22 protein-coding genes are annotated in these 23,320 nt (G+C 66.1%); 14 read left to right on the forward strand and 8 right to left on the reverse strand.

The features are described 5' to 3' along the window. The first annotated feature begins 28 nt into the window (after positions 1-28). Positions 29-1,189, forward strand: a complete 1,161-nt coding sequence (locus ACN0V4_RS19300; RefSeq protein ID WP_417679149.1) for a M20 aminoacylase family protein — start codon at positions 29-31, stop codon at positions 1,187-1,189. Further along, the gene (locus ACN0V4_RS19305; RefSeq protein ID WP_417679151.1) at positions 1,186-2,322 is read left to right on the forward strand and encodes a M20/M25/M40 family metallo-hydrolase; all 1,137 of its coding nucleotides are present in this window, start codon (positions 1,186-1,188) and stop codon (positions 2,320-2,322) included. The genes ACN0V4_RS19300 and ACN0V4_RS19305 overlap by 4 nt, the downstream gene beginning before the upstream one ends. 35 nt (positions 2,323-2,357) lie before the next feature. On the opposite strand, the gene ACN0V4_RS19310 is transcribed toward ACN0V4_RS19305, so the two are convergent. After that, complete coding sequence (locus ACN0V4_RS19310; RefSeq protein ID WP_417679153.1) at positions 2,358-3,254, reverse strand: LysR family transcriptional regulator; 897 nt, start codon at positions 3,252-3,254, stop codon at positions 2,358-2,360. A gap of 133 nt (positions 3,255-3,387) precedes the next feature. Here ACN0V4_RS19310 and ACN0V4_RS19315 point away from each other — a divergent pair, with 133 nt between their 5' ends. Then, on the forward strand, positions 3,388-3,744 hold the full coding sequence (locus ACN0V4_RS19315) for a CidA/LrgA family protein (protein WP_417679155.1): 357 nt from the start codon (positions 3,388-3,390) through the stop codon (positions 3,742-3,744). Beyond that, on the forward strand, positions 3,725-4,429 hold the full coding sequence (locus ACN0V4_RS19320; protein ID WP_417679157.1) for an LrgB family protein: 705 nt from the start codon (positions 3,725-3,727) through the stop codon (positions 4,427-4,429). The genes ACN0V4_RS19315 and ACN0V4_RS19320 overlap by 20 nt, the downstream gene beginning before the upstream one ends. A 34-nt stretch (positions 4,430-4,463) precedes the next feature. Here ACN0V4_RS19320 and ACN0V4_RS19325 read toward each other — a convergent pair whose 3' ends face one another. Together ACN0V4_RS19325 and ACN0V4_RS19330 are read right to left on the reverse strand one after the other, a co-directional pair. After that, positions 4,464-5,417: an aldo/keto reductase gene (locus ACN0V4_RS19325; protein WP_417679159.1), complete on the reverse strand. Its 954-nt coding sequence runs from the start codon at positions 5,415-5,417 to the stop codon at positions 4,464-4,466. 146 nt (positions 5,418-5,563) lie between these two features. Further along, the gene (locus ACN0V4_RS19330; protein ID WP_417679161.1) at positions 5,564-6,454 is read right to left on the reverse strand and encodes a LysR family transcriptional regulator; all 891 of its coding nucleotides are present in this window, start codon (positions 6,452-6,454) and stop codon (positions 5,564-5,566) included. A gap of 99 nt (positions 6,455-6,553) precedes the next feature. Between ACN0V4_RS19330 and ACN0V4_RS19335 the strand changes: the two genes are divergently transcribed. The 4 genes from ACN0V4_RS19335 to ACN0V4_RS19350 all read left to right on the forward strand — a co-directional run bounded on the left by ACN0V4_RS19335 (position 6,554) and on the right by ACN0V4_RS19350 (position 10,932). After that, positions 6,554-7,801 carry an NAD(P)/FAD-dependent oxidoreductase gene (locus tag ACN0V4_RS19335; RefSeq protein ID WP_417679163.1) on the forward strand — a complete coding sequence of 416 codons (1,248 nt, stop codon included), beginning with the start codon at positions 6,554-6,556 and terminating at the stop codon, positions 7,799-7,801. A 79-nt stretch (positions 7,802-7,880) separates the two neighbouring features. After that, positions 7,881-8,864 (forward strand): Bug family tripartite tricarboxylate transporter substrate binding protein, encoded by a 984-nt coding sequence (locus tag ACN0V4_RS19340; protein ID WP_417679165.1) that lies wholly within the window; start codon positions 7,881-7,883, stop codon positions 8,862-8,864. A gap of 92 nt (positions 8,865-8,956) precedes the next feature. Then, positions 8,957-9,409 carry a tripartite tricarboxylate transporter TctB family protein gene (locus ACN0V4_RS19345; protein WP_417679166.1) on the forward strand — a complete coding sequence of 151 codons (453 nt, stop codon included), beginning with the start codon at positions 8,957-8,959 and terminating at the stop codon, positions 9,407-9,409. Next, positions 9,409-10,932, forward strand: a complete 1,524-nt coding sequence (locus tag ACN0V4_RS19350) for a tripartite tricarboxylate transporter permease (RefSeq protein ID WP_417679168.1) — start codon at positions 9,409-9,411, stop codon at positions 10,930-10,932. The genes ACN0V4_RS19345 and ACN0V4_RS19350 overlap by 1 nt, the downstream gene beginning before the upstream one ends. Before the next feature lie 92 nt (positions 10,933-11,024). Here ACN0V4_RS19350 and ACN0V4_RS19355 read toward each other — a convergent pair whose 3' ends face one another. From ACN0V4_RS19355 to ACN0V4_RS19370, 4 genes are all read right to left on the reverse strand, one after another. Further along, positions 11,025-12,587, reverse strand: a complete 1,563-nt coding sequence (locus ACN0V4_RS19355; RefSeq protein WP_417679170.1) for a hydantoinase B/oxoprolinase family protein — start codon at positions 12,585-12,587, stop codon at positions 11,025-11,027. Next, positions 12,584-14,371, reverse strand: a complete 1,788-nt coding sequence (locus tag ACN0V4_RS19360; protein WP_417679172.1) for a hydantoinase/oxoprolinase N-terminal domain-containing protein — start codon at positions 14,369-14,371, stop codon at positions 12,584-12,586. Before ACN0V4_RS19360 ends, ACN0V4_RS19355 begins: the two co-directional genes overlap by 4 nt. Next, on the reverse strand, positions 14,368-14,877 hold the full coding sequence (locus ACN0V4_RS19365; protein ID WP_417679174.1) for an ureidoglycolate lyase: 510 nt from the start codon (positions 14,875-14,877) through the stop codon (positions 14,368-14,370). The genes ACN0V4_RS19360 and ACN0V4_RS19365 overlap by 4 nt, the downstream gene beginning before the upstream one ends. Positions 14,878-15,053: 176 nt before the next feature. Further along, positions 15,054-15,818 carry an IclR family transcriptional regulator gene (locus ACN0V4_RS19370; RefSeq protein WP_417679175.1) on the reverse strand — a complete coding sequence of 255 codons (765 nt, stop codon included), beginning with the start codon at positions 15,816-15,818 and terminating at the stop codon, positions 15,054-15,056. 211 nt (positions 15,819-16,029) lie between these two features. Between ACN0V4_RS19370 and ACN0V4_RS19375 the strand changes: the two genes are divergently transcribed. The 6 genes from ACN0V4_RS19375 to ACN0V4_RS19400 all read left to right on the forward strand — a co-directional run bounded on the left by ACN0V4_RS19375 (position 16,030) and on the right by ACN0V4_RS19400 (position 22,383). Next, the gene (locus ACN0V4_RS19375) at positions 16,030-17,046 is read left to right on the forward strand and encodes a TRAP transporter substrate-binding protein (protein WP_417679177.1); all 1,017 of its coding nucleotides are present in this window, start codon (positions 16,030-16,032) and stop codon (positions 17,044-17,046) included. Between the two features lie 76 nt (positions 17,047-17,122). Then, positions 17,123-17,638 carry a TRAP transporter small permease gene (locus tag ACN0V4_RS19380; protein WP_417679179.1) on the forward strand — a complete coding sequence of 172 codons (516 nt, stop codon included), beginning with the start codon at positions 17,123-17,125 and terminating at the stop codon, positions 17,636-17,638. Then, the gene (locus tag ACN0V4_RS19385) at positions 17,638-18,957 is read left to right on the forward strand and encodes a TRAP transporter large permease (protein ID WP_417679181.1); all 1,320 of its coding nucleotides are present in this window, start codon (positions 17,638-17,640) and stop codon (positions 18,955-18,957) included. The genes ACN0V4_RS19380 and ACN0V4_RS19385 overlap by 1 nt, the downstream gene beginning before the upstream one ends. Positions 18,958-19,170: 213 nt before the next feature. Further along, positions 19,171-20,496 (forward strand): Rieske 2Fe-2S domain-containing protein, encoded by a 1,326-nt coding sequence (locus ACN0V4_RS19390; RefSeq protein ID WP_417679183.1) that lies wholly within the window; start codon positions 19,171-19,173, stop codon positions 20,494-20,496. Between the two features lie 83 nt (positions 20,497-20,579). Then, a complete protein-coding gene (locus tag ACN0V4_RS19395) occupies positions 20,580-22,040 on the forward strand; it encodes a glutamine synthetase family protein (protein WP_417679185.1) in 1,461 nt (486 codons plus the stop codon). Position 22,041: 1 nt separating this feature from the next. After that, a complete protein-coding gene (locus tag ACN0V4_RS19400; RefSeq protein WP_417679187.1) occupies positions 22,042-22,383 on the forward strand; it encodes a 5-carboxymethyl-2-hydroxymuconate Delta-isomerase in 342 nt (113 codons plus the stop codon). A 75-nt stretch (positions 22,384-22,458) separates the two neighbouring features. Here the strand turns inward: ACN0V4_RS19400 and ACN0V4_RS19405 are convergent, their stop codons facing one another. After that, a complete protein-coding gene (locus tag ACN0V4_RS19405; RefSeq protein WP_417679197.1) occupies positions 22,459-23,118 on the reverse strand; it encodes a DapH/DapD/GlmU-related protein in 660 nt (219 codons plus the stop codon). Between the last annotated feature and the right edge of the window lie 202 nt (positions 23,119-23,320).

Consider the following 23,320-nt stretch of genomic DNA (forward strand, 5'->3'; position numbering starts at 1 on the left):
GAAGTCACGATGAAGGAGGAAGACCGTAATGCCGGTCATTGAAGATATCGCAGACTATGCCGACGAGCTAACGGCGATCCGACGCGATCTGCACGAACACCCCGAGCTGGGGTTCGAAGAGGTCCGCACATCGGGCATCGTCGCAGAGAAACTGAAAAGCTTGGGGATCGAGGTCACCACCGGCATCGGCAAGACCGGTGTGGTGGGCGTGCTGAAGGGAACCAGGCCGGGCAAGACCATCGGGCTGCGCGCCGATATGGACGCGCTGCCGATCCACGAGGAAACCAACCTGCCCTGGTCGTCGAAGACCCCCGGCGTGATGCACGCCTGCGGCCATGACGGGCACACCACCATGCTGCTCGGCGCGGCGCGTTACCTCAGCGAACACCCGGATTTCGCCGGCACCGCCGTCTTCATCTTCCAGCCGGCGGAAGAAGGTCTGGGTGGCGCCCGGGCGATGCTGGCCGACGGGCTGTTCGACCGCTTTCCCTGCGACGAAATCTATGGGATGCACAACTCCACCATGGACGCCCCCGGCGTGGTGCGCATCAAGAAGGGCGCGGCGATGGCCGGGTCGAACTTCTTCGACGTGCGCATCACCGGCAAGGGCAGCCACGGCGCTCACCCCGAGGGCAGCCGCGATCCCATCGTCATCGCCACCAACCTGATCCAGCAAATCCAGTCGATCGTGTCGCGCAACATCCCGCCGACCAAACCGGCGGTGGTCTCGGTCACCATGCTGCATTCGGGCGCGGCCTATAACGTCATCCCGAACGAGGCGGAGTTCGGTGGCACCATCCGCTTTTTCGACCCCGAAGTGGGCGAGCTAATCTCGGAACGGATCCGCGCGCTCTGCGCCGGGGTGGCGGAAGGCTATGGTGTCGAGATCGACGTCGACATCCGCAATGTCTTCGACGTGCTGATCAATGATGATGCGCTATCCGATGCGATGATCGATGCCGCCGCCCCGGTGGTCGGCGCCGATCAGGCCGGCCTGCGCGACGAACTCGCCATGGGGTCGGAGGATTTCGCCGACATGCTGCGCGTCGTCCCCGGCGCCTATTGCACCGTCGGCCACTCCGGCACCATCGCGCCCCATAACCCCGGCTATGTGCTCGACGACGCGATCCTGCCCGTCGGCGCCAGCATCTATGTCAACCTTGTCACCTCTCGCGGAGCTGCCGCATGACCACCTGGAAAGACCTCTTCTTCGACACCGATACCATCGTCGAAGGCATGAAACCCTGGATCGAATGCGAAAGCCCGACCTGGGACGCCGCCGCCTGTGACCGGATGATGGATCTGGTGGCAATGAAATGCGCCGAACTGGGCGCCACCATCGAACGCATTCCCGGGATCATGGGGCTGGGTGGATCGGTGCGGGCGCATTTCCCGCATCCCAAGATGGGCACGCCCGGGATCATGATCACCGGCCATATGGACACCGTGCACCCCGTCGGAACCCTGGCCAAGAACCCGTTCCGCCGCGACGGCGGCAAGGTCTATGGCCCCGGTATCCAGGACATGAAGGGCGGCAACTTCATCACGCTGGAGGCGATCCGCGCCATTCAGGACGCCGGCATCGAGACGCCGCTGCCGATCGTCGCCCTCTTCACCCCGGACGAGGAGATCGGCACGCCGGCCACCCGCACGCTGATCGAAACCGAAGCGAAGCGCGCCAAATACGTGCTCTGCCCCGAGCCGTCGCATCCCGACAACGGGGTGACCACCGGCCGCTATGCCATCGCCCGGTTCAACCTGACCGCCGAAGGCAAGCCCAGCCATTCCGGCGCCAACATCAAGGACGGCGTCTCGGCGGTGCGCGAACTCGCGAAACGGATCATCGAGATCGAAGAGATGACGAGCGAGGATTGCACCTTCTCCTGCAACGTTCTCGCCTCGGGCCAATGGGTGAACTGCGTGCCCTCCTTCGCCAGTGCCGAATGCCTGTCGATGGCCAAGAAGCAGGAAGACCTGGATGCCGGCATCGAGAAGATGCTGGCGCTGTCGGGCGAACGCAATGGGGTGAAATTCACCGTCACCCGCGGCGTCACCCGCCCGGTCTGGGAGCCCGACATGCCGGGCACCATGGCGCTGTACGAACAGGCCAAGGCGATCTCCGAGGAGCTGGGCTATACCATGCCGCACCGCAGCCAGGGCGGCGGGTCGGATGCCAACTTCACCGGCGCGCTGGGGATCCCCAGCCTCTGTTCGCTGGGCGTCAAGGGCGCCGGGCTGCATACGCTGGAAGAACATATCGACGAGGATATGATCGTCCCGCGCACCCGGATGATGGCCGGGCTGCTGACCACGCTGGCCTAAGCCGAAGACCAAGAGCGCCCCGGCGGGCGCCCTTTTCATGCCTGCCCCGCCTCACCGCCATGGACCTCGCCCAAGAGGTCGAGCCAGGCGCGCGCCGCGCCCGACAGATAGGCGCCGCGCCGCCAGGCCATGCTCATCCGCCAGACCATGCCCGGCGTGGTCAGCTCCACCGCGCTGACCATCGGATGGTGCCGCTGCGCCGCGATCATCCGCGGCAGGAAGGTGACGCCGATCCCCGCCGCCACCAGTTCGATCATGAAGTCGATCTGACTGCTTTGCGCCGCGATCAGCGGTTCGAACCCGGCCTCGCGGCAGCGGTCCAGCACCATGCGGTTCAGGGTGAAGCCACGTTCGAAGATGATGAAGGGCATCTCGCGCAGCTCGGCAATGTCCAGCGTCGGGCGCGAGGCCAGCGGATGATCCACCGGCAACAGCGCCACCAGCGGTTCGCTGCGCACCACCTGCCAATCGAATTCCTCGGACATCGGCGCCAGAAGCCCGGCGAAGTCGATGTCGCCCGCCCGCAGGATCGCTTCGAGTTGCGAGCTGCCATGTTCCACCAGCCGGATTTCCACCCCCGGATAGCGCTGGCGGAACCGCGCGAAGACCGGCGCGAAGAGCGTGCTGCTGCCGACCGGCGGCAGGCCCAGCCGCAGAACGCCGCGCTTCAGCCCGCGAACCTCGTCCAGCTCGGCCAACAGGTCATCGCGTTCGGCCAAGAGCTTGATGCCGCGTCGATAGACAACCTCCCCCGCCGCGGTCATCACACTTCGGTGACCGATCCGGTCCAGCAGCCGCACGCCAAGCTCGTCCTCCAACTGCTTGACCGCCTTGCTGACGGTCGACTGGGTGGAGAAAATCGCCTTTGCCGCCTGGGAAAAGCCCCCCTGGCGCACGACTTCGACAAAGACTCTGAGCGTTCGGAATTCCATATCAAGTCCATATCGGAATATACATCAGTCAATCAATTCATTTTCATCATGGCTCGTCCGATCCTATTTTCAGCTCATGATGTTACGCCCTCTCCTCCTCCGCCTTCGCCGCGCCCTGCGCCGCAGCCGCCTGATGCAGGTGGCCCTTGTCTTTGCCCTCTGGGGTCTGGGCGAAGGGCTTGTCCGCCTTCTGGGCCTGCCGCTGCCCGGCGGGTTGATCGGCATGGTGCTGCTGCTGGGGCTGCTGCTGAGCCATCGGCTCAGCGTCTTCAGCGCCCGGCGCGGCGCCAACTGGTTTCTGGCCGACATGATCCTGTTCTTCGTGCCAGCCGCCCTGGCGGTGGTCGATCACCACGAATTCCTCGGGCTGATCGGGCTGAAGGTGCTGGCGGTCATCCTGATCAGCACCCTCGCGGTGATGGTGGTGACCGGCCTGGCCGTCGATCTGTTCCTGCGCTGGAGGCTTGGTCATGAGCGCGCTTCTCACTAACCCCTTGGCCCACGCCCTGTTCTGGTCGGGATTGACCATCGGGCTCTATGCCCTGTCGAAACGGCTCTATCGCCGGTTGGGCTATTGGTGGTTGATGCCGATGGCGCTGACGCCGCTGTTGATCGGCGTGCTGCTGGTGGCGCTGCACGACAGCTATGGCGATTACATCGGCGGCACCCGCTGGTTGATCCTGCTGTTGGGGCCGGCGACGGTGGCCTTCGCCATCCCGATCTATGAACACCGCCAGTTGATCCGGGCGCAATGGCCGGTGCTGCTGGTCGGCATGATCGCCGGCAGCCTGACCGCCGTGCTGACAAGCTGGGTGCTGGCCACCGTGCTGGGGCTGAGCGGCGCGCTGCGGCTGAGCCTGCTGCCCCGCTCGATCAGCACCCCCTTCGCGATGGAGGTCTCGGGCGATATCGGTGGCGTGCCGGAACTGACCGCCGTCTTCGTCATCCTGACCGGCATCGCCGGCGCGGTGATGGGCGATGTGCTGCTGGCGCGGGTGCCGCTGAAGTCTGCCCTGGCGCGCGGCGCGCTCTTCGGGGTGGCGGCCCATGGCGCCGGCACCGCCAAGGCGCATCAGATCGGTCAGACCGAGGGCGCGATTGCCGGGCTGGTGATGGTGCTGGTGGGGATGCTGAACGTGCTGGCCGCGCCGCTTCTGGCCGGTCTTTTGCACTGAGGTCCGGGGGCGCAAGGCCCCCGGCTCATGTTCGTCAGGCGCCGGCTTCGGTCAGCCGCGCCATATCCTCGGCGCTGAGGGCCAGGCTGGCGGCGCGGGCAAAGCTTTCCACCTGTTCGACGCTGGTCGCGCTGGCGATCGGCGCCGTCACCCCGGGCCGTGCCATCACCCAGGCCAGCGCCACCTCGGCCGGCTTGGCGCCATGGGCCGAAGCCACATCCGCCAGCACGTCCAGCAGGCGCATCCCCTTCGGGGTCATGTAGCCGTTCAGCCGATGCGCCCGGGCGCGGCCTTCAAGATCGGCCGCGCTGCGATACTTGCCGCTGAGGAACCCTGAAGCGAGGCTGAAATAGGTGACCACGCCAATCCCCTTCTCGATACAGAGATCGCAGAGCGGCCCCTCGAAGCTGCTCCGGTCATAGAGGTTATATTCCGGCTGCAGCACCTGATAGGCCGGCAGCCCCTCGGCCGCCGCGACCTCGATCGAGGTCTTCAGCATCTCGGCGTCATAGTTCGAAGCGCCGATCGAGCGGATCTTGCCCGCCTTCAGCAGGGTGTCATAGGCGCCGAGCGTTTCGGCATAGCCGGTTTCCGGATCCGGCCAATGCGAGAAATAAAGGTCGATCTCGTCAATCCCCAGGCGGGCGAGCGAACGGTCGACCTCAGTCAGGATCCACTTTGCCGACAGCCCCTTTTCGCCCGGCGCGCCCATGTCCGCGCCCACCTTGGTGAACAGACGGATCTTGTCGCGCATCCCCGGACGGGCGGCGAACCACTTGCCCAGCACCGTCTCGGATTCGCCGCCGCTGTGCCCCGGCGCCCAGGCGGAATAGACATCCGCCGTGTCGATGGCGTTGAAGCCGTGATCGACGAAGGCGTCGAGCACGCAAAAGCTCTGCGCCTCATCCGCGGTCCAGCCCAGCACATTGCCGCCGAAGACGATCGGGGCGATATCAAAGCCCGTGCTGCCCAGTGGTTTCATCTGCATCCTGTCTCTCCCTCTCCTTCAGGTCCCGCGCCCTGACGAGCGCGAAATGTCTGCTCAAGACATGCAGCGCGAGCGGAGGAAGGCAAGCGCAGAGGCACCAACCCGAACAGCCCCTCTGCCGGGTGACCGCAAAACAGGCGTCTCTCTCAGTCCTCCCCTCCCGGCGCGGCATCGCGGGCGAGGGCAAGAAACGCCTCGGCCGCCGGGGACAGATCGTGGCGCGCGCGCAGGTATTGCAGGAACCGCCGCCGGCTCGCCGCCCCCTCGAAGGACAGGAAGCGCAGCCCGAAGACATCGGCGAAAATGCCGGCATAGGCGGGCGCCACGGTGACGAAATCCCGGGTGCCGATCATCGCCATGGCGCTCATCAACCCGGTGACGCGCATGTCCTGCGCCGCCGGCATCGACCGGTTGCCCAAGAGCGTGCGATGCAGCATCTCGCTGAAATCGTCGGAATAGTTGATCCAGCGCGACTGTTCGAGATCCTCCAGCGCCGGCGCCTGCCCCAGCCGCGATCCGGCCCGCACCACCAGCCGCATCGGAACCTCCCACAGAAACTCGGCCGAGACGCCGTTGATCAGCGGGCGTTCCGGCCCGATGCCGATCTCCGCATCGCCGCGCGCCACCATCTCGATCACCCCGTCGCCAGCGGTTTCCATCACGCTGACCTCGACATCCGGATAGAGCGCGCGAAACGCCCCCAGCACCCCCGGCAGCCAGCAACACCCCAACATCTGCGGCACCGCCACTCGCAGATGCCCGCGCTGGAGCGAGCGCAGATCGGCGGCGGCATCGTTGATGTTCTGCACATCCGACAGCACCCGCATCACCGTTGGCCGGATCTCGGTGCCGAATTCGGTCAGCCGCGCGCCGCGCCCGGTACGGACAAAGAGCGGCACGCTCAATTCCTCCTCGAACTGTCGGATCAGCATGCTGACGGCGGCCTGCGTCAGGTTCAGACGCTCGGCCGCGCCGGTGAAGCTGGCGGCCTCGGCCACGGCACGAAAGGCGCGGAGCTGACGGAGAGAGACAGGCATCAGGAAACCTTATGGTTCATTAAATTCATTTCGTTTGTATTATTTTACCGCTGATCCGACAATCCGGCACAAGACCAACAGGGAAGACCGGACACCGGCATGCACATCGGAATTATCGGCACGGGCATTGTCGGCGCCGCGACTGCGGCCTGGCTGCAGCGCGATGGCCACAGCGTGACCTTCATCGACCCAAAGGAGGCGGGCGAGGCCTGTTCCTTCGGCAATGCGGGGTCGCTGTCGCCCAGCGCGGTACTGCCTGTCGCCATGCCCGGCATGTGGAAGCGGGTGCCGAAATGGTTGCTCGATCCCGATGGGCCGCTGGTGATCCGCAGCCATTACCTGCCCACCGTCCTGCCCTGGCTGATGCGCTTTCTGCGCCATGCCAATGAACGGGAGGTCACCCGGATCGCCACCGCCATGCGCGGGCTGCTGGCGCCGGTCTTCGACGCCTATACGCCGCTGCTGCAACGGGCGAACGCCATGTCGCTGATGCGGCAGAATGGCTGTCTTTACGTCTATTCCTCGCGCGAGGCGGCGCAGAAATGGTCCTGGGGCGCCAACCTGCGCCGCAGTCTGGGCGTCGAGATGCAGGAGCTGGACGCCGAGGCCCTGTTCGAGCTGGAACCGGATCTGCGCGGCTCTTTCGGTTTCGGGCAATTCGCCCCCGACAATGGCTCGACCCCCGATCCCTCGGCGCTGGTCAAGGCGATCTATGGCCAAGCAATGAAGGACGGTGCCGACCATATCCGCGCCCGCGTCACCGGTTTTCGCAAGACCGGCAGCCGCGTCGATGCGCTCTGCCTGGACGACGGGCACGAGGTGGCGGTGGATGCCGTGGTGATCGCCGCCGGCGCCTGGTCGGGGCAGTTGACCCGGATGCTGGGGACCAAGGTGCCGCTGGAAAGCCAGCGCGGCTATCACGTCACCGTCACCGATCCGGGCATCACGCTGAATCGCAACGTCATGGCGGTTGAACAAAACATCATGGTCAACCCGATGTCGATGGGCCTGAGGCTCGCCGGCACGGTGGAGCTGGCCGGGCTGAAGGCGGCGCCGAACTATGCCCGCGCGGAGTCGCTGTTGACCGTGGGACGCACGATGTTCCCCCGCATGCGTCCCGATCCGCATACGGTCTGGATGGGACACCGGCCCTGCATGCCCGATTCCATGCCGGTGATCGGCCGCGCGCCGAAGGTCGAAAACGCCTGGCTCGGCTTCGGTCACGGCCATGTCGGCATGTGCGGCGGCGCCACCACCGGGCGCGAGCTGGCCAATCTGATCGCCGGGCGGGCGGCCGAGGTCGATCTCGCCCCCTTCGTGCCCGACCGCTTCGGCCTGTTGCCCTAGGGCGCCGGACAGGGCGTAAAGAATAACCCAGAAGGTCCGCAAAAGGACCGGACAGACCAACAGAAACGGAGGTTTCGAAATGCGTAGACAGTTTCTCAAGGGCCTCGGCGCCGCGGCGCTGGCGCTGACCACAGGACTTGGCCCCACGCTCGCGCAGGCCGCCGGCACCTATCCGGACAAGCCGATCACCATCGTCGTCCCCTTCCCGCCGGGCGGCTCGACCGACCTGCTCGCCCGCAAGATCGGCGAGGCGATCTCGGGCCCGTTGGGTCAGCCCGTGGTGGTCGAGAACCGCGGCGGCGCCGGCGGTACGGTGGGCGCCAACTATGTCGCCAAATCCGACCCCGACGGCTATACCCTGCTGATGGGCGTCACCGGGTCGAACGCCATCAGCGCGGCGCTCAGGGACGATCTGCCCTATAACCCGGTCACCGATTTCGCCCCGGTCAGCATCGTCATCTCGTCGCCGCTGGTGCTGGTCGTCAATGCCGACAGCCCCTATCAGTCGGTGCAGGACGTGATCGACTATGCCAAGGCGAACCCCGATACCTTCACCCATGGCACCCCCGGCGTCGGCACCTCGATGCATATGGCGGGCGAGCTTTTCGCCCTGGAATCGGGCACCAAGCTGGTTCACGTCCCCTACAAGGGCAGTGCCGCGGCGCTGCAGGATCTGCTGGGCGGGCGCATCGACGCCATGTTCGGCGACATCCTGGTCACCTCGGAATACATCAACTCGGGCCGTCTGCGGGCGCTCGGCGTCACCGGCACCCAGGAACACTATCTGCTGACAGGCGTGCCGACGATCGCCGAGGCCGGCCTGCCCGGCTATGACGCCGCATCGTGGCAGGGGATCTTCGCCCCCGCCGGCACCCCGCCCGAAGTGCTGGACAAGCTCTATGACGCCATTGCCGCCGCGCTGCAGACCGAAGACCTGCAGACCCTGTTCAAGGAACGTGGCTTCCTGGTCGAAGGCATGCCGCCGGCACAATCAAAGGATTTCATCGCCGCCGAGGTCAAGAAATGGACCGGCGTCGTCGACGCGGCGGGGCTGAAACAGTAACACTCCCCGACTGTGGGTCCGGTGCCGTCCCCGGGCGGCCCGGACCCGCCTTTTTTGCCGGATCTTCCGACCACAGCCTGCGGAACACCGTCTTGTCCAAACCCTCTCTCGCCTCCTATCTTCCCGGCGCCATCGTCGTGGCCGCCGGCATCGCCATCGCCCTCGGCGCCACCAGCTATCCGCTGGGCACATTGCTGCGCCCGGGCCCCGGCTTCTTCCCCCTGGTCATCGCCAGCGCCCTGTCGCTGATGGGTCTCGGGGTTCTGTTCGACACCTATCGCGCCGGCAGGCCCCAAGCCGCGCAGGAGCCCTTTGCCTGGCGCGCGGTGATCTTCACCGTGGCGAGCGTTCTCGTCTTCGCCTTCACCGTCGAGCGGATCGGCTATATCCCCGCCTCGGTCCTGCTGATCGCCATCGCCGGGCTGGCCGAAACCCGCCGCGACTGGCCGGCGCTGGCGCTTGTCGCGCTTTTCATGGCGATCTTCGGCACGCTGGTCTTCATCTGGGGCCTCGGCCTGCCCCTCAAAGCCTTCGGAGCCTCGTGATGGATCTGCTGCACGGTATCGAAACCGGTATCCTCACCGCCTTGACCTGGCACGCGCTGCTCTATTGCTTCATCGGGGTCAGCGTCGGCACCTTCGTCGGCGTGCTACCGGGGATCGGCGCCCTGGCCGCGATCTCGCTGGCGCTGCCGCTGACCTATTACCTCGATCCGACCGACGCGCTGATCATGCTGGCGGGCATCTTCTATGGCGCGCAATACGGCGGCTCGACCGCCTCGATCCTGCTGAACCTGCCCGGCACCGCCACGGCGGCGATCACCTGTCTTGACGGCTATCCGATGGCGCAGCAGGGCAAGGCGCCGCTGGCGATCTTCGTCACCGCGATCAACAGCTTCGTCGGCTCCTCCTTCGCCATCATCCTGGTGATGGGCTTCGCCCCGGTGATCGCCGAATTCGCGTTGGAGTTCGGGGCGGCCGATTACTTCTCGGTCATCCTGCTGGGGCTGGTCGCCGCCTCGACCATGACGCTGGGATCGCCCTTCAAGGCGCTGGCGATGGTGGTCTTCGGGCTGGCGCTGGGGATGGTGGGAACGGATGTGAACACCGGCCAGTTCCGCTTCACCTTCGGCTCGTTCGAGCTTGCCGACGGCTTCAGCCTGGTGGCGGTCGCCATGGGCCTGTTCGGCGTGGCCGAGATCATCGCCAATATCGGCCAGCCACAAGGCGTGATGCAGAAGGTCGGCCGCATCCGCTTTGCCGACATGCTGCCCACCCGGTCCGAGTGGAAACAGATCGCCTGGCCGACGCTGCGCGGCTCGGTCATCGGGTCGTTCATCGGCGCGCTTCCCGGCACCGGGCCCGGCATCGCCTCGCTGATGGCCTATGCGACCGAGATGCGGCTGTCGAAGACCCCCGAGAAGTTCGGCAAGGGCGCGATCGAGGGCATCTCGGCCCCGGAGGCGGCGAACAACGCCAGCGTACAGGCGGCCTTCATCCCCACCCTCAGCCTCGGCATTCCGGGCGACGCGGTGGTGGCGGTGCTGATGGGGGCGATGATCCTGCACGGGATCACCCCGGGGCCGAACCTGATCAATGACGAACCCCAGATGTTCTGGGGCCTGATCATGAGCTTCTGGGTCGGCAACCTGATGCTTCTGGTGCTGAACATCCCGCTGGTCGGCATGTGGGTCAAGCTGCTGAGCATCCCCTATCACCTGCTCTATCCCGGGGTGCTGATCTTCATCTGTCTCGGCGTCTATGCCGCCGACAACAACGTCTTCGACATCTTCGTGGTGCTGGGCTTCGGCATCCTCGGCTATCTGATGCGGCGCACCGGCTTTCCGGCCACCCCGGTTCTGCTGGGCTTCATTCTGGGCCCGCTCCTCGAGGAGAACTTCCGCCGCGCCATGCTGCTGTCGAAGGGCGATCTGATGGTCTTCTTCGAAAGCCCGATCAGCGCCACCTTCATGGGGCTGAGCCTGCTGTTCATCGCCTCGGTCTTCATGCCCGGGCTGCGGGCGCGGCTGGCGAAGAAAAGCCGCAGTTTCTCGGAAGACGACGACTGATTCCCGACGCCTCACTCACGGAACAGCTTCGGGACCAGAGCCGCCTCGCACCGTATTTCGGGTGCGGGGCGGTTCGCTTTTAAAGGCCGCGATCAGTCCGGCGTGCCGTAGCCGGCGCCGCCCGAGCTTTCGATCACCAGCCGGTCGCCCTTGTCCAGCGTGACCGCCGACCGCGCCGTCAACGCGATCCGTTCGCCCCCCTTGCGGATCACCGTCGCCGCCGAGCCGCGCGGCGAGCCGCCGCCGCGCGCCCCCTTGGCGACCCGGGCAAAGCGTTCGCCGCGGATCGAGGCGGCGATGCCATCGGTCAGCGCCTCGTATTCCCGGCGCACCCCGTCGCCGCCCCGGAACCGCCCCGCCCCGCCGGAGCCGCGCCGCCGCTCGGCCGAGATCAGCCGCATCGGCACCATGGCTTCCAGCGACTCAGCCGAGATGTTCATCGCATTGCCCACATCGGTGGAAATCGCCGCCGCGCCATCGGCATGGGGGCCGCCGCCGGCGCCGCCGGCCACGATCTCGGTCGACAGGAACGGCTCGCCCGCCGCATCGCGGCCCGAAAAGGCGATCACATAGGACATACCCGAATTGGCCGCCGGCATCCGCTCGCCGTCAGCCTCGGCCAGCGCCTGCAGCACGGCCGAGGTGATGCAGCGCACCATGTTCATCCGCGCGTTGACTGCCGCCGGCAGGCTGGCGTTGACCACGCTCGCCTCGGGCAGTTTCAGTTCGATCCGCCGCAGGATGCCGCCGTTCCGCAGCGCGTCTTCCCCCACCAGCGTCAGCAACCCGTAGAACACCGCCGACAGGGGCCCGGAACGCACGCAATTCACCGGCGCCCTGACCTGCGGCGAAGACCCGGCGAAGTCGGCGATGAGCCGACCGTCGGCAAAGCGGATCGCCACCTGTGCGGCGCAAGGGCCAAGCTCGGCCACCGGATCCAGTTCATCGGCGCCGCGAAACGGCCCCTCGGCCAGCGCCGACAGCCGCGCGATGGTCTCCGCCTCGGCCCGGTCCAAGAGCGCCTCGACCGCCGTCAGGAAGCCTCCAGTGCCGAAATCCGCCGCCAGCCGGCGCAGCCCCTCGGCCGCGTTGTGACCGGCGGCAAGCTGGGTTTCCAGATCGCCCACCACCACATCCGGCGCGCGGGAGGCGAAGCGGATCAGCCGCTCGAACTCCGGACTGAAGACCCCCGCCTGCCCCGCCCGCATCGGCGGCAGCCTGAGCCCCTCGTGATAGATCTCGGTGGCATCGGGGGGCACCGATCCGGGCCGGGTGCCGCCGATATCCTGATGATGCAGCAGGCTTGCCGTCATGGCGATCAGCCGCTCGCCCGCGAAGACCGGCTGCACCACGGCGATATCGGGCAGATGGGTGCCGCCCGAAAAGGGATCGTTGGTCACGAAGATTTCGCCGGGCCGCATGGTTTCGGCGGGGTAGTCGCGCAGGATCGCCCCCACCGCCCCGGGCAGCGCGCCCAAGAGAAGCGGGATCGCCTCTGCCAGCGCCAGCACCTCGCCGCCGCGGGTGAAGAGCGCGCAGGAGGTATCGGCGCCCTCGCGTACCACCGGTGAGACGGCGCAGCGCAAAAGCGTCTGCTGCATGGTCTCGGCCAGACCGTCGAGCCTGAGTTGCAGGATGGAAAGACCGTCGCTCATGCCGGGTTCCTTTCAAGGTGATAGGCCATGCCGTCAAAGCCGAGCCGCCAGCCCTCGGGCACCCAGATGGGGCCGGCCTCGGTTTCCGCCAGATGCGGGCCCTGGACCTGCCGTGTGGCGAGGGCGGCCATCGGCGGCAGCGCTGCGGCATGGTCGCGGTGCACCGCAATCTGGAACAGATGCCCCGGCCCCGGCGGCGTGATGCCATAGGCGGCGCGATAGCTGGCGGCGAAGATGTCCGCGATATCCTCGGCACTTGCCGGACGCTCCGTCAGCACCAAAGGCATCGGGTGCATTTGCCTGAGCGCCGCGAGGGTGAAGGTATAGATCGCTGGTGCCTCACCCATCGCCTCTGTCTCCAATGCGGTCAGCAGGTCATTGAGGTCTGCCGCCCCGAGCGCCGTCAGCGGCCGGTCGACCAGCCGTTTTGCCTCCGCCCGTCGGGCGACCTCGGCCAGGCCGATGGCTCCGGCGGCGCCCGGGGCGCGCGGCAGTGACACCCGGGTCAGCCCCATGGAGGCGGCGATTTCGCCGGCGAGCAGCGGGCCGTTGCCGCCCATCACCACCAGCTCCGCCCGGGTCGGATCGACGTTCCGGCGGGTGGCATAGCGGGTCAGCTCCAGCGCCATCAGATCGGCGGCGGCGGTAACGATCCGTTGCGCCGCCTCCGCCGCCGTCAGCCCCTCGGCAAAACCGGCAAGCCGCGCCTCCGCCCACGTCACGGGCAAACGGCCCAGAACCGCGAGCGCGTCATCCAGCGTCGGCGCCGCCGCCTCCCCGTCGAACCGCAGCCCCCGGGCCGTCTGCCGAACCCGGCGCGCGCCGCCGAGCGACACGCTCGCCACATCGACGGTGGGGATGCGCAGCGGCACACCGGCGACCGTTCCCTGTTCGGCCGCCACCGGATCGCCGCCACGCGCCATCGACATGTCGGCGCTCTGCGATCCGATATCGACGGCGAGCGTCACCCCCGGCGCCTTCAGCGCCGCCGCCGCGCGGGCGGCCACCGCCGGCGCGCCGGTCAGCAGGATGGCGCGATGAACCTCGGCCCTACCGGCCGACACCAGCACGCCGCGCCCGTCGCCGAAAAGGAGTTCGCCCCGGAACCCGCGCGCAGCAACGGCCTCGGCCATCGCCCGCACCTCTGCCGCGACGGTGGCCGCCAGCCAGGCGTCGAGCAGGACCGAGACCGTGCGTTCATATTCGCGCGGCGCCGGATCGACCCGATGCGACAGGCTGATCGCCACCCCGGGCAGGGCCGCGCCGATCGCCTCACCCGCGCGCCGCTCCTGCGCCGGGTTCACATGGGCGAAGAGAAAGCAAATCGCCACCGCCTCGATCCCGCGATCCTTCAGCGTGACAATCGCCCGGCTCAGATCAGCCTCGTCCAGCGGCGCGAGCTCCTCCCCCCTGGGGTCGAGCCGGCCGCCGATCTCGAGGATGTTCTCCGGATCGACCAGAAACACCGGCGCCGGCGATTTCGCCACCGGATCGTAGAGCGCCAGCCGGTTCTGCCGGCCGAGCTGCAGGGTATCGGCGAAGCCCCGGGTGGTCAGCAGCGCCACCCGGGCCGGGCGCCGCGCCAGCAGCGCGTTCAAGGGCGCGGTGGTGACGATCCTGAGATCCGCAAGCGCCACCGCCTCGATCCCCAGATGATTCATCCCCCGGCACAGCACTTCGGCCGCGCTGTCACCCACCGGCAGCTTGGCGATCCGCATCCCCGCCGCATCCCAGGCGACGAAATCGGCAAAGCGCGCCCCGAAATCCACCGCGAGCCGCATCATGCCGCCCCCCAGTCGATCATCACCGGCGCCGCGAGGTCGCGAAATTCGGTATCCCCCACGCCCGCCTTCCACATCAGCGACGAAAAGCAGGCCGGGCGATCCAAGGCCACGATGCCATGATGCCAGAGGCCGGGGGCATAGGTCACCACATCCTCGGGGCCGGCGACAAAGGCCAGCGGCGCCCGCTCGGGCCCCTCGGGCCAGATCGCCACCAGCCAGCGCGCCGCCCCCATCGGACAGAAGAGCTGCGCCGAAAACGGATGGCGTTCGATCACCCGGGCCCGGAGCGGGCCGGGCTCCGGCTGAACCTCATAGAAATCCAGCGCGGGTTCGGGTGCCTTGGCGGCATGGACGAAAGTGGTGGTGCTCTTGCTCAGCCGGACGTGTCCGTCGCGGATCAGCTTAACATTGCCCAGTCCGGGGCGGGCGACATGACCAAAGCGGGCGAAAGCCTCGGGTGTCAGCGGCTGGGCGATGATCTGCGAGGTGTCGGAAGATTGGGGCACGGAGCGTTCTCCATCGTCTGGCAAGGGGTCTGCGACCGACATCCGCCGGTCCTCGGGCAGACCCATCAAGGGGAAGGAAAGCAGGCGGCACGCGGCACGGCCCACCTTCGTGGCGGACAGGGCAAGGTCTTGACGGTCAACGACATGTCACTTCACCGCTCGTCGTGGGACGGGCCTCAGCCCAGAACCGGCGCGATCTGGCCGGCATAGCGGTGCAGAATCTCGATCACCGCCGGATGGCGGTCTGGGGGCAGTTCGCTTTTCGGTTCGGAGAGGCCCAGCGCCGCCTGTGTCGAGCCCAACCGCCCGACCGGCACGGCGATGCCGGTGGCGCCGGCCTCGAACTCGCCTTCCACCACACAGGCGCCATGGTCGCGGCAGGAGGCGACACAGGCAGCAATCCGGTCGCGATCCATCACCGTCTCGGCGGTGAGCTGTTCCAGCGGCGCGCCGCGGATCATCTCGGCCGCCCAGTCGGGGTCGCCCCAGGCCAGCAGCATCCGCCCGATCGACGTGCTGAGCAGCGGCAGCCGGCTGCCGACGGTGAAGCCGAAGGTATAGCGCGTGTTCTGCTGCGAACTTTGCGCGACATAGACCGCCTCGGTCCCGTCGCGCATGGCGAGGCCGACACTATATCCCAGCTCGCGCGCGCACATCTCGATCAGCGGCTGCACCAGACGGCCGAACTGATTGCCGCGCAGGAAGCCACCGCCCAGCACCAGCACATGCGGCGTCAGGGAATAGCGATTCTCCTCCTTCCGCACATAGCCCAGATGCACCAGCGTCAGCACCAGCCGCCGTACCACCGCACGCTCGATATGGGTCAGCCGGGAAATCTCGGCCAGCGTCAGCCGCGAGTGATCTTCGTCGAAGGCCCGCAGGACAGTCATGCCTTTCAGGAAGGTCAACGAGATGTCCTTGGTCGGGATGTCAGTCTGCACGGTTCAAAGCCTTTCCTTCCGCTGCCCGCACCATGCACGTTCAGAATATGTGCAGTCGATGCATTTTTACGTGCGATATACGCTCAAGCTGCCTAAAAAAGTTGACGGTGCTTATTCAATAGACGATCCGGTCTATTATCGCACAACAAGAAGCGAAAACGGACACCAAGGTTATCTAAATAGCCAATCCGACAGGGAGACGCGGATAGCAATGCTGAAAAAACTTGCCCTTACGGGCGCTCTCGCACTTGGCGCGGCGGCCCCGCTCTATGCCAAAGACACCCTGCGCTATGCGCATTTCATGTCCGCCGCGAGCTGGCAAAACCAGGTCATCTTCGAAGACTGGGCCAAGGCGGTCGAAGCCGAAGCCGGCGCCGACAATGTCGACGTCCAGATCTTCCCGGCGCAGACGCTGGGCAAGGCCGCGGCCGGCTATGACAACGCCGTCACCGGCATCGCCGATATCGCCTGGACCGTCCCCGGCTATTCCGCCGGCCGCTTCCCGCTGGCCCAGATCATGGAACTGCCCGGCCTGTTCCAGCGCGGCGCCGTCGGCTCCTGCGCCTTCCAGAAGCTCTATGATTCCGGCGCGCTGGACGAAGAGTTCAAGGATACCCACATTCTCTTCGTGCACACCCATGACGCGGGTCATCTGCATACCTCGAAAGTGCCGGTGCGCACGCTCGAAGACCTCAAGGGTCTGAAAATCCGCCGCCCCACCCAAGTGGTCGGGGGCCTGCTGGACGAATTGGGCGCCGAGCCGGTGGGCATGCCGGCCCCGAATACCTATGAAGCCCTGCAGCGCGGCGCCATCGACGGCTATATGCTGCCTTGGGAAAGCGTCGACAGCTTCCGGCTGGACGAGCTGACCCAGTATCACACCATCTTCGGCTTCTATGCGCTGTCCTTCGTCACGACGATGAACAAGGCGAAATACGACTCGCTCTCGCCCGAGGTGAAGAAGGCCGTGGACGACAACAGCGGCATGAAATGGGCGGTCACCGCCGGTCAGGGCTATGACGACGCCGGCGCCAAGACGCTGGCGCGGCTCGAGAAGGACTCGACCGTCATCACGCTCGACGATGCCGAGCGCGCCCGCTGGGACGCCGCCGCGCAGAAGGCTTCGGACGCCTATATCGCCGAGCTGAACGCCAAGGGCCTGCCGGGCACCGAAACCTATGCCGCGGTCAAGACCTATGTCGCGGAATGTGAAACGGACCTGAAGTAATCCGCCAATTTGCCTAGGGGCGGGCCGCATCGGCGTGGCCCGCCCTTCCCCTGTTGCTGCACTCACGGGATAGGACATGCTTGTTTCAGCAATCCGGCGTTTGGCCGGGTGGATCGAATCCACCTGTGTCGGCCTCGCGGTGGTCGCCCTGGCCTATATGGTCTTCGTCGTCGGCTTCAACGTGCTGGCCCGCATCGTTTTCGACCTGAGCGACACGGCGATCAACTTCATGCTCCCCGGCGCCATCGAACAGGTCTCCTACCTGCTCGGGCTGGTCGCGCTGGCAGCACTCACCGCCTCGATGAGCGGCGGCATGATCGCGGTCGACATCGTCGTGGGCCGGCTGCCCAAGGCGCTGCAGATCGTGATCGCGCGGCTGTGGTTCGTGGCCATCATCGTGCTCGCCGTCACCCTCTGCCGGCTGTTCTATCACGAGACCCTGGCCACCTTCGCCCGGCAGGAGCAGACCCAGGACCTGCGCCTGCCGATGTACCTTATCTACGGGGTCTATACGCTTGAGTGCGCGGCCCTTGCCGTGGTGGCGCTGCGCGAGGCGCTGACCAACCGCGGCCAGCATGCGGAGCTTTCGTGATGGACCCTTTGCTGGTCGGATATATCGCCATCGCCGTGATGTTCGTCGCGGTGCTGCTGGGGGCCCCGATCGGGCTGGCCATGATCGGCGTCGGTTTCGCCGGGTTTTCCACCATCATCGGCGTCACCCCGGCGCTGAACGTGCTGAAGACCGCCACCTATGAGACGATCACCAGCTATTCCTTCACCCTGATCCCCTTGTTCCTGCTGATGGGCAACCTGATCTCGCGCTCGGGCGTGGCGGCGGATCTGTTCCGCGGCTCGCTGATCCTGACGCGGGGCTGGTCGGGCGGCCTGGCCGCCGCCGGCGTCACCGCCTCGGCGATCTTCTCGACCGTGTCGGGATCGTCGCTGGCCACCGCCTCGACGATGACCCGGGTCGCCCTGCCCGAGATGCGCGCCCATGGCTATGACATGCGGCTGGCGACCGGATCGCTCGCCGCCGGCGGCACCCTGGGCATTCTGATCCCGCCGTCGATCGCGCTGATGCTCTATGCGCTGATCACCGAACAATCGGTGGGCGACATGTTCCTGGCCGGCATCCTGCCGGGCGTTCTGGCCTATCTGCTCTATCTCGTCACCATCCTGATCATGGCGCGCATCTGGAAACCCGGCGAACCCGATGCCGCCGCCGCGGCCACCTTGCAGACCCATGCGCCCCAGCCCGGCCGCCGGTTCGAGACGCTGCGCCTTTTTGCCCCCTCGCTGGTGCTTTTCGGCCTGGTGATGGGTGGGCTCTATGGCAACCTCTTCACCCCGACCGAGGCCGGCGGCGTCGGTGCGGCGCTGGCGCTGCTCTATGCGCTCAAGCGCCGCATCCCCCGCAAGGAGCTGATCGCCGCCTTCGTCGAGACCATCGCCACCACCGGATCGATCTTTCTGATCCTGATCGGGGCCGAGGTCTTCGGCTTCGTGCTGACCACCTCGCAACTGTCATCGGCGCTGGTCGATTTCCTGACCCAGAACGGTTTTTCCCCCTGGCAGGTGATGGCCGGCATCCTGATCTTCTATGTCATCCTGGGCTGCTTCATGGAAAGCTTGGCGATGATCCTGCTGACGGTGCCGATCTTCTTCCCGGTCATCCTTGCCAACGGCTTCGATCCGATCTGGTTCGGCGTCATCGCCGTGGTGACGGTGGAACTGGGGCTGATCACGCCGCCGGTGGGGATGAACCTCTTCATGGTGAAAAGCGCCTCGCGCGGGCTCAAGCTCGAGACCATCATGGTCGGTGTCGTCCCCTTCGTGCTGAGCGATCTGGTTCGCCTCGCCATCCTGTTGGCCTTCCCGGCCATTTCGCTGTTGCTCACAGGGCGCCTCTAGAGGCGCCCTAACAAAAACGAATGAGGGTCGCCCCATGTTCGATGAGATAATACACCACTTGTGCGATAATATTCCAAAATCCCCTGCCAACCCCGTGCTCGGGCGCAGGACAATGCCCACCGCCGGTCCGGAGACGCATCTGCAATCTCCGGCTCAACAGAACACCCCGTCTCACATATCCTGACCTGCAAGGAAGCCAGAGGAGAGCCCCCAATGATTAGCCAAGAGCTGAATGACAGCATCACCCGCGTCGATCGTGGCACCGATGCCGGCGAGGTCCTGCGCCGGTACTGGCAACCCGCCGCCCTGACCGAAGAGCTGAACACCAATCGCCCCGTGGTGCCGGTGCGCCTGCTGGGCGAAGACCTGGTGCTGTTCCGCAACGAGAAAGGCGAGCTGGGCCTGATCCAGCGCCATTGCCCGCACCGCGGCGCCGACATGTGCTTTGGCCGCCTGGAGGACAACGGCCTGCGCTGCCCGTTCCACGGCTGGCATTTCAACCGTGACGGCCAATGCGTCGAACAGCCCGCCGAACCCGAGGGCAGCAAGATGCACGAACAGATCCGCGCCCGCAGCTATCCGGTGGTCGAACGCGCCGGTATCGTCTGGGCCTATATGGGCCCGGGCGAGGCTCCCGCCTTCCCCGCCTTCGACTGCTTCGCCGCGCCCGATACCCATGTCTTCGCCTTCAAGGGCCTGTGGGAATGCAACTGGCTGCAGGCGATGGAAGTGGGGATCGACCCGGCGCATGCCTCGTTCCTGCACCGCTTCCTGCAGGATGAGGATCCGGCCGACGCCTATGGCAAGCAATTCCGCGACAAGGCGGTGAACACCGACCTGCCGATGACCAAGCTGCTGCGCGACTATCCGCGCCCGGAAGTGTCCGCCGATGAGACCCCCTATGGTCTGAAGATCACCGCCCTGCGCCATCTGGACGACGGCCGGGTGCATGTGCGGATCACCAACCAGATCTTCCCCGAGGCGATCTGCATCCCGATGTCGCGCGAGATGACGATCACCCAATGGCACGTGCCGATCGACGACGAGAATTGCTATTGGTACTCGATCTTCACCAGCTTCGACAAACCGGTCGACAAGAAGCTGATGCGCGAACAGCGCCTGAAGGAACACACCCTGCCCGATTACGCGCCGGTCAAGAACAAGCGCAACAACTATGGCTATAACCCGGACGAACAGGCGACCGAGACCTATACCGGCATGGGGCTCGACATCAATGTGCACGACCAATGGGCAGTGGAAAGCATGGGCGCGATCCAGGATCGCACCGATGAACACCTTGGCAAATCCGATACCGCGATCATCCGCTATCGCCGCATGCTGCGCGCCGCGATCGCCGCGGTGAAGGACGGCCGCGACGCCGAGCTGCCGATGCAGGCCAGCGACCTCGACGCGATCAAGGGGCCGATCTCGATCGACGCCCTCGCGGCGGATGGCGACATCAACAAGGCCTATGTCGACGAGGACAAGGCCCGCCGCGAACATTGCGGCTGGAACGCCAAGCTGGAAGCGGCCGAGTGATCGCCGCATAAATTCGGGACGGCGGGCTTTCGCGCCCGCCGTCCAGGTCAGGCCAGGATATGATCCCCGAAGGAAACGCGCCAATGACATCCCCATATTTCGAAAGCATCAGCAGCGGGCGGCTCGCCCGGGAGGGATTGCTGAGCGAAAGCGCAACCCAGCAGGCGGCCGATTTGATGAAGCGGCTGGAACAGGAAAACCTCGAAACGATCCGCGTGGTCTTTTCCGACCAGCACGGGTTGCTACGCGGCAAGACCATCGCCGCCGGCGCGCTGGCGTCGGTCTTTCGCTCGGGGCTGAACCTGCCGGGCACCCTGCTGCTCAAGGACACCTCGAACCGCACCGTCTTTCCGATCTGGGAGGGCAGCTCGTCCGGCCCGCTGGCGAGCATGGCCGGCGCCGGCGACATGCTGCTGGTGCCCGATCCTTGGACCTTCCGCATCCTGCCCTGGAGCAAGCATTCCGCCTGGATCTTCTGTGACCCGGTGTCGAGCGAAGGCACCGCCCTGCCCTTCGCGCCGCGTCCGGTGCTGCGCCGCGCGATCGACCGGCTCGCCGGTCTGGGCTATAGCCTGACCGTCGGGCTCGAAGTCGAATTCCACGTCTTCGATCGCGTCGGCGAGGCGCTTGGCCATCACGAGACCGGCATGCCCGGCACGTCGCCACAGACGCGGCTGCTGGATCAGGGCTATCAATACCTGTCGGAAAGCACCTATGACCGGCTGGAACCGGTGATGGACAAGCTGCGCCGCCAGGCCCAGGCCTTGGGGCTGCCGGTGCGCTCGACCGAGGTCGAGATGGGGCCGAGCCAGTTCGAATTCACCTTCGAACCCGCCGATCCGCTGACCCATGCCGACAACATGATCATGTTCCGCACCATGGTGAAGGAGGTCTGTGGCCGCGATGGCATGCACGCCACCTTCATGTGCCGCCCCCGCGTCGACAACAGCGCGTCGAGCGGTTGGCACCTGCATCAGTCGCTGTGCGATGTCTCGGGCAACAACGTCTTCATCCCCGGCGCCCCGGGCGAACTGCCCCCTGCGGCAAGCGCCTGGATCGCGGGGCTGCTGGCCTACGCCAAGGAAAGCTGTCTGCTGACGACGCCGACGGTGAACGGCTATAAACGGTATCAGCCCTTCCAGCTCGCCCCCGACCGGATCGAATGGGGGGAGGACAACCGTGGCGCCATGATCCGGGCGTTGATGCGCGCCGGCGATCCCGCCAGCCGGATCGAGAACCGCGTCGCCGAACCGGCCGCCAACCCGTACTTCTATTTCGCCTCGCAACTGCTCTCTGGCGCGGCGGGTCTGGAGGCGGGACTGGCGGCGCCCGCGCCTGTGGAGACCCCCTATAACACCGATGCCCAGGCCCTGCCCCCCAGCCTGATCGCGGCGATCGAGGCCTTCGAGGAAGGCAACCTCTATCGCGAGACGCTGGGCGAGGATTTCGTCAGCTATATGTCGGTGCTGAAACGGGCGGAATGGAAACGCTATCTCTCCACCGTCTCGGAATGGGAACAGCGCGAATATTTCGGGATCTTCTGACATGCCGCATTTCGTCGTCGAATATTTCACCGAAACGCCCGAAACCCTCGACAAGCCAGCGCTGATGGCGGCGGTGCTCGAGGTGGCGGCGGCCAGCGGCATCATGCAACGCGAGGATCTGAAGGTGCGCCTCCTGCCCTCCGAGGCGATCCTCTTCGGGGACGGGCGGCGATCCTTCATCCATGTGACCGTCTCGCTGCTGGCGGGACGGACAATGGAGGCGAAGCTCGCTCTCTCCACCGCCCTGACCGGAGAGCTGCGCCGCATCTGCCCGGATATCCAGGCGATCAGCGCCGATATCCGCGACATGGCGCCGGAGTGCTATAAGAAGAACCTGATCTGACCCCCACCCCGGCGGCGCCTTTGTGCCGCCGGGCCCTCTCCCCTCCCCCGGGAGGCGGGCAGAGCCAAATGGCCGCTAGGACCAGCGGTTGCAAAAACCTTCGATATCGCCGGACTGAAAATCGCCGAGCCGCGCCATGATGGTCTCAAACGGCCAGTCCCACCAGGCGATGGCGGCGAGCCTCTCGGCAATGGATCGCGAGAACCGCTCGCGGATCGGCTTCGCCGGAACGCCGCCGACCACGGTGAAGGGCGCAACATCCCTGGCCACCACCGCCCCTGCGGCGAGCACGGCACCATCCCCCACGGTCACCCCCGGCAAGACAATCACCCCATGCCCGATCCAGACGTCATTGCCGATGATGGTGCGGTCCTGCTTGCGCTGGTCGAAAAAGGCCTCGTCCCGCTGGGCGGTCGGCGAATAATACTCGGGACAATAGGTGAAACGGTGCATCGACGGCCGGTCCATCGGATGATTGGGGGCGCCGATCCTGACTTCGGCGGCGATGGCACAGAATTTCCCGATGGTCGCATCGCCGCCCATGCAACGCTGCCCTAGATAGGAATAATCCCCAAGCTCCACTCGATGCAGCGAGGTATCCGCAAGGATCTCGCAGCATCGGCCGATGTTGCTCTCCCTGATCTCTGCGCTCGGATGGATGAGGGTTTCGGCGATTTTCGGGCGGGGCTGTCGGGTTGTCGCGTGCATTGGCCATCTCCAGAATCTGGCCTGCATATCGCGGCAGGATGACGGAGATATGACGCAGGACCGCCCCGCCAAGAGCTGTCTGAGTTGATGCTGTATGTGTGGATTTGGAACGAGTACACCCCGGTCGAAGTTATCGACCGGGGTGTGTTTAATTCTGATTGATCGTGATAGAGAGAATAGAGCGCTTATTAGGACTGGCGGTGACCTACTCTCCCACGTCTTAAGACGC

This window comes from Pseudodonghicola sp. (genome assembly GCF_048268305.1).
Taxonomy (GTDB): Bacteria; Pseudomonadota; Alphaproteobacteria; order Rhodobacterales; family Rhodobacteraceae; genus Pseudodonghicola.

What these genes read in the sequence shown, in the direction of transcription:
- ACN0V4_RS19300 (WP_417679149.1), top strand. Translation starts at nt 29, where the DNA reads ATGCCGGTCATTGAAGATATCGCAGACTATGCCGACGAGCTAACGGCG.
- ACN0V4_RS19305 (WP_417679151.1), top strand. Translation starts at nt 1,186, where the DNA reads ATGACCACCTGGAAAGACCTCTTCTTCGACACCGATACCATCGTCGAA.
- ACN0V4_RS19310 (WP_417679153.1), bottom strand. Translation starts at nt 3,254, where the DNA reads ATGGAATTCCGAACGCTCAGAGTCTTTGTCGAAGTCGTGCGCCAGGGG.
- ACN0V4_RS19315 (WP_417679155.1), top strand. Translation starts at nt 3,388, where the DNA reads ATGCAGGTGGCCCTTGTCTTTGCCCTCTGGGGTCTGGGCGAAGGGCTT.
- ACN0V4_RS19320 (WP_417679157.1), top strand. Translation starts at nt 3,725, where the DNA reads ATGAGCGCGCTTCTCACTAACCCCTTGGCCCACGCCCTGTTCTGGTCG.
- ACN0V4_RS19325 (WP_417679159.1), bottom strand. Translation starts at nt 5,417, where the DNA reads ATGCAGATGAAACCACTGGGCAGCACGGGCTTTGATATCGCCCCGATC.
- ACN0V4_RS19330 (WP_417679161.1), bottom strand. Translation starts at nt 6,454, where the DNA reads ATGCCTGTCTCTCTCCGTCAGCTCCGCGCCTTTCGTGCCGTGGCCGAG.
- ACN0V4_RS19335 (WP_417679163.1), top strand. Translation starts at nt 6,554, where the DNA reads ATGCACATCGGAATTATCGGCACGGGCATTGTCGGCGCCGCGACTGCG.
- ACN0V4_RS19340 (WP_417679165.1), top strand. Translation starts at nt 7,881, where the DNA reads ATGCGTAGACAGTTTCTCAAGGGCCTCGGCGCCGCGGCGCTGGCGCTG.
- ACN0V4_RS19350 (WP_417679168.1), top strand. Translation starts at nt 9,409, where the DNA reads ATGGATCTGCTGCACGGTATCGAAACCGGTATCCTCACCGCCTTGACC.
- ACN0V4_RS19355 (WP_417679170.1), bottom strand. Translation starts at nt 12,587, where the DNA reads ATGAGCGACGGTCTTTCCATCCTGCAACTCAGGCTCGACGGTCTGGCC.
- ACN0V4_RS19360 (WP_417679172.1), bottom strand. Translation starts at nt 14,371, where the DNA reads ATGATGCGGCTCGCGGTGGATTTCGGGGCGCGCTTTGCCGATTTCGTC.
- ACN0V4_RS19375 (WP_417679177.1), top strand. Translation starts at nt 16,030, where the DNA reads ATGCTGAAAAAACTTGCCCTTACGGGCGCTCTCGCACTTGGCGCGGCG.
- ACN0V4_RS19380 (WP_417679179.1), top strand. Translation starts at nt 17,123, where the DNA reads ATGCTTGTTTCAGCAATCCGGCGTTTGGCCGGGTGGATCGAATCCACC.
- ACN0V4_RS19385 (WP_417679181.1), top strand. Translation starts at nt 17,638, where the DNA reads ATGGACCCTTTGCTGGTCGGATATATCGCCATCGCCGTGATGTTCGTC.
- ACN0V4_RS19390 (WP_417679183.1), top strand. Translation starts at nt 19,171, where the DNA reads ATGATTAGCCAAGAGCTGAATGACAGCATCACCCGCGTCGATCGTGGC.
- ACN0V4_RS19395 (WP_417679185.1), top strand. Translation starts at nt 20,580, where the DNA reads ATGACATCCCCATATTTCGAAAGCATCAGCAGCGGGCGGCTCGCCCGG.
- ACN0V4_RS19400 (WP_417679187.1), top strand. Translation starts at nt 22,042, where the DNA reads ATGCCGCATTTCGTCGTCGAATATTTCACCGAAACGCCCGAAACCCTC.
- ACN0V4_RS19405 (WP_417679197.1), bottom strand. Translation starts at nt 23,118, where the DNA reads ATGCAGGCCAGATTCTGGAGATGGCCAATGCACGCGACAACCCGACAG.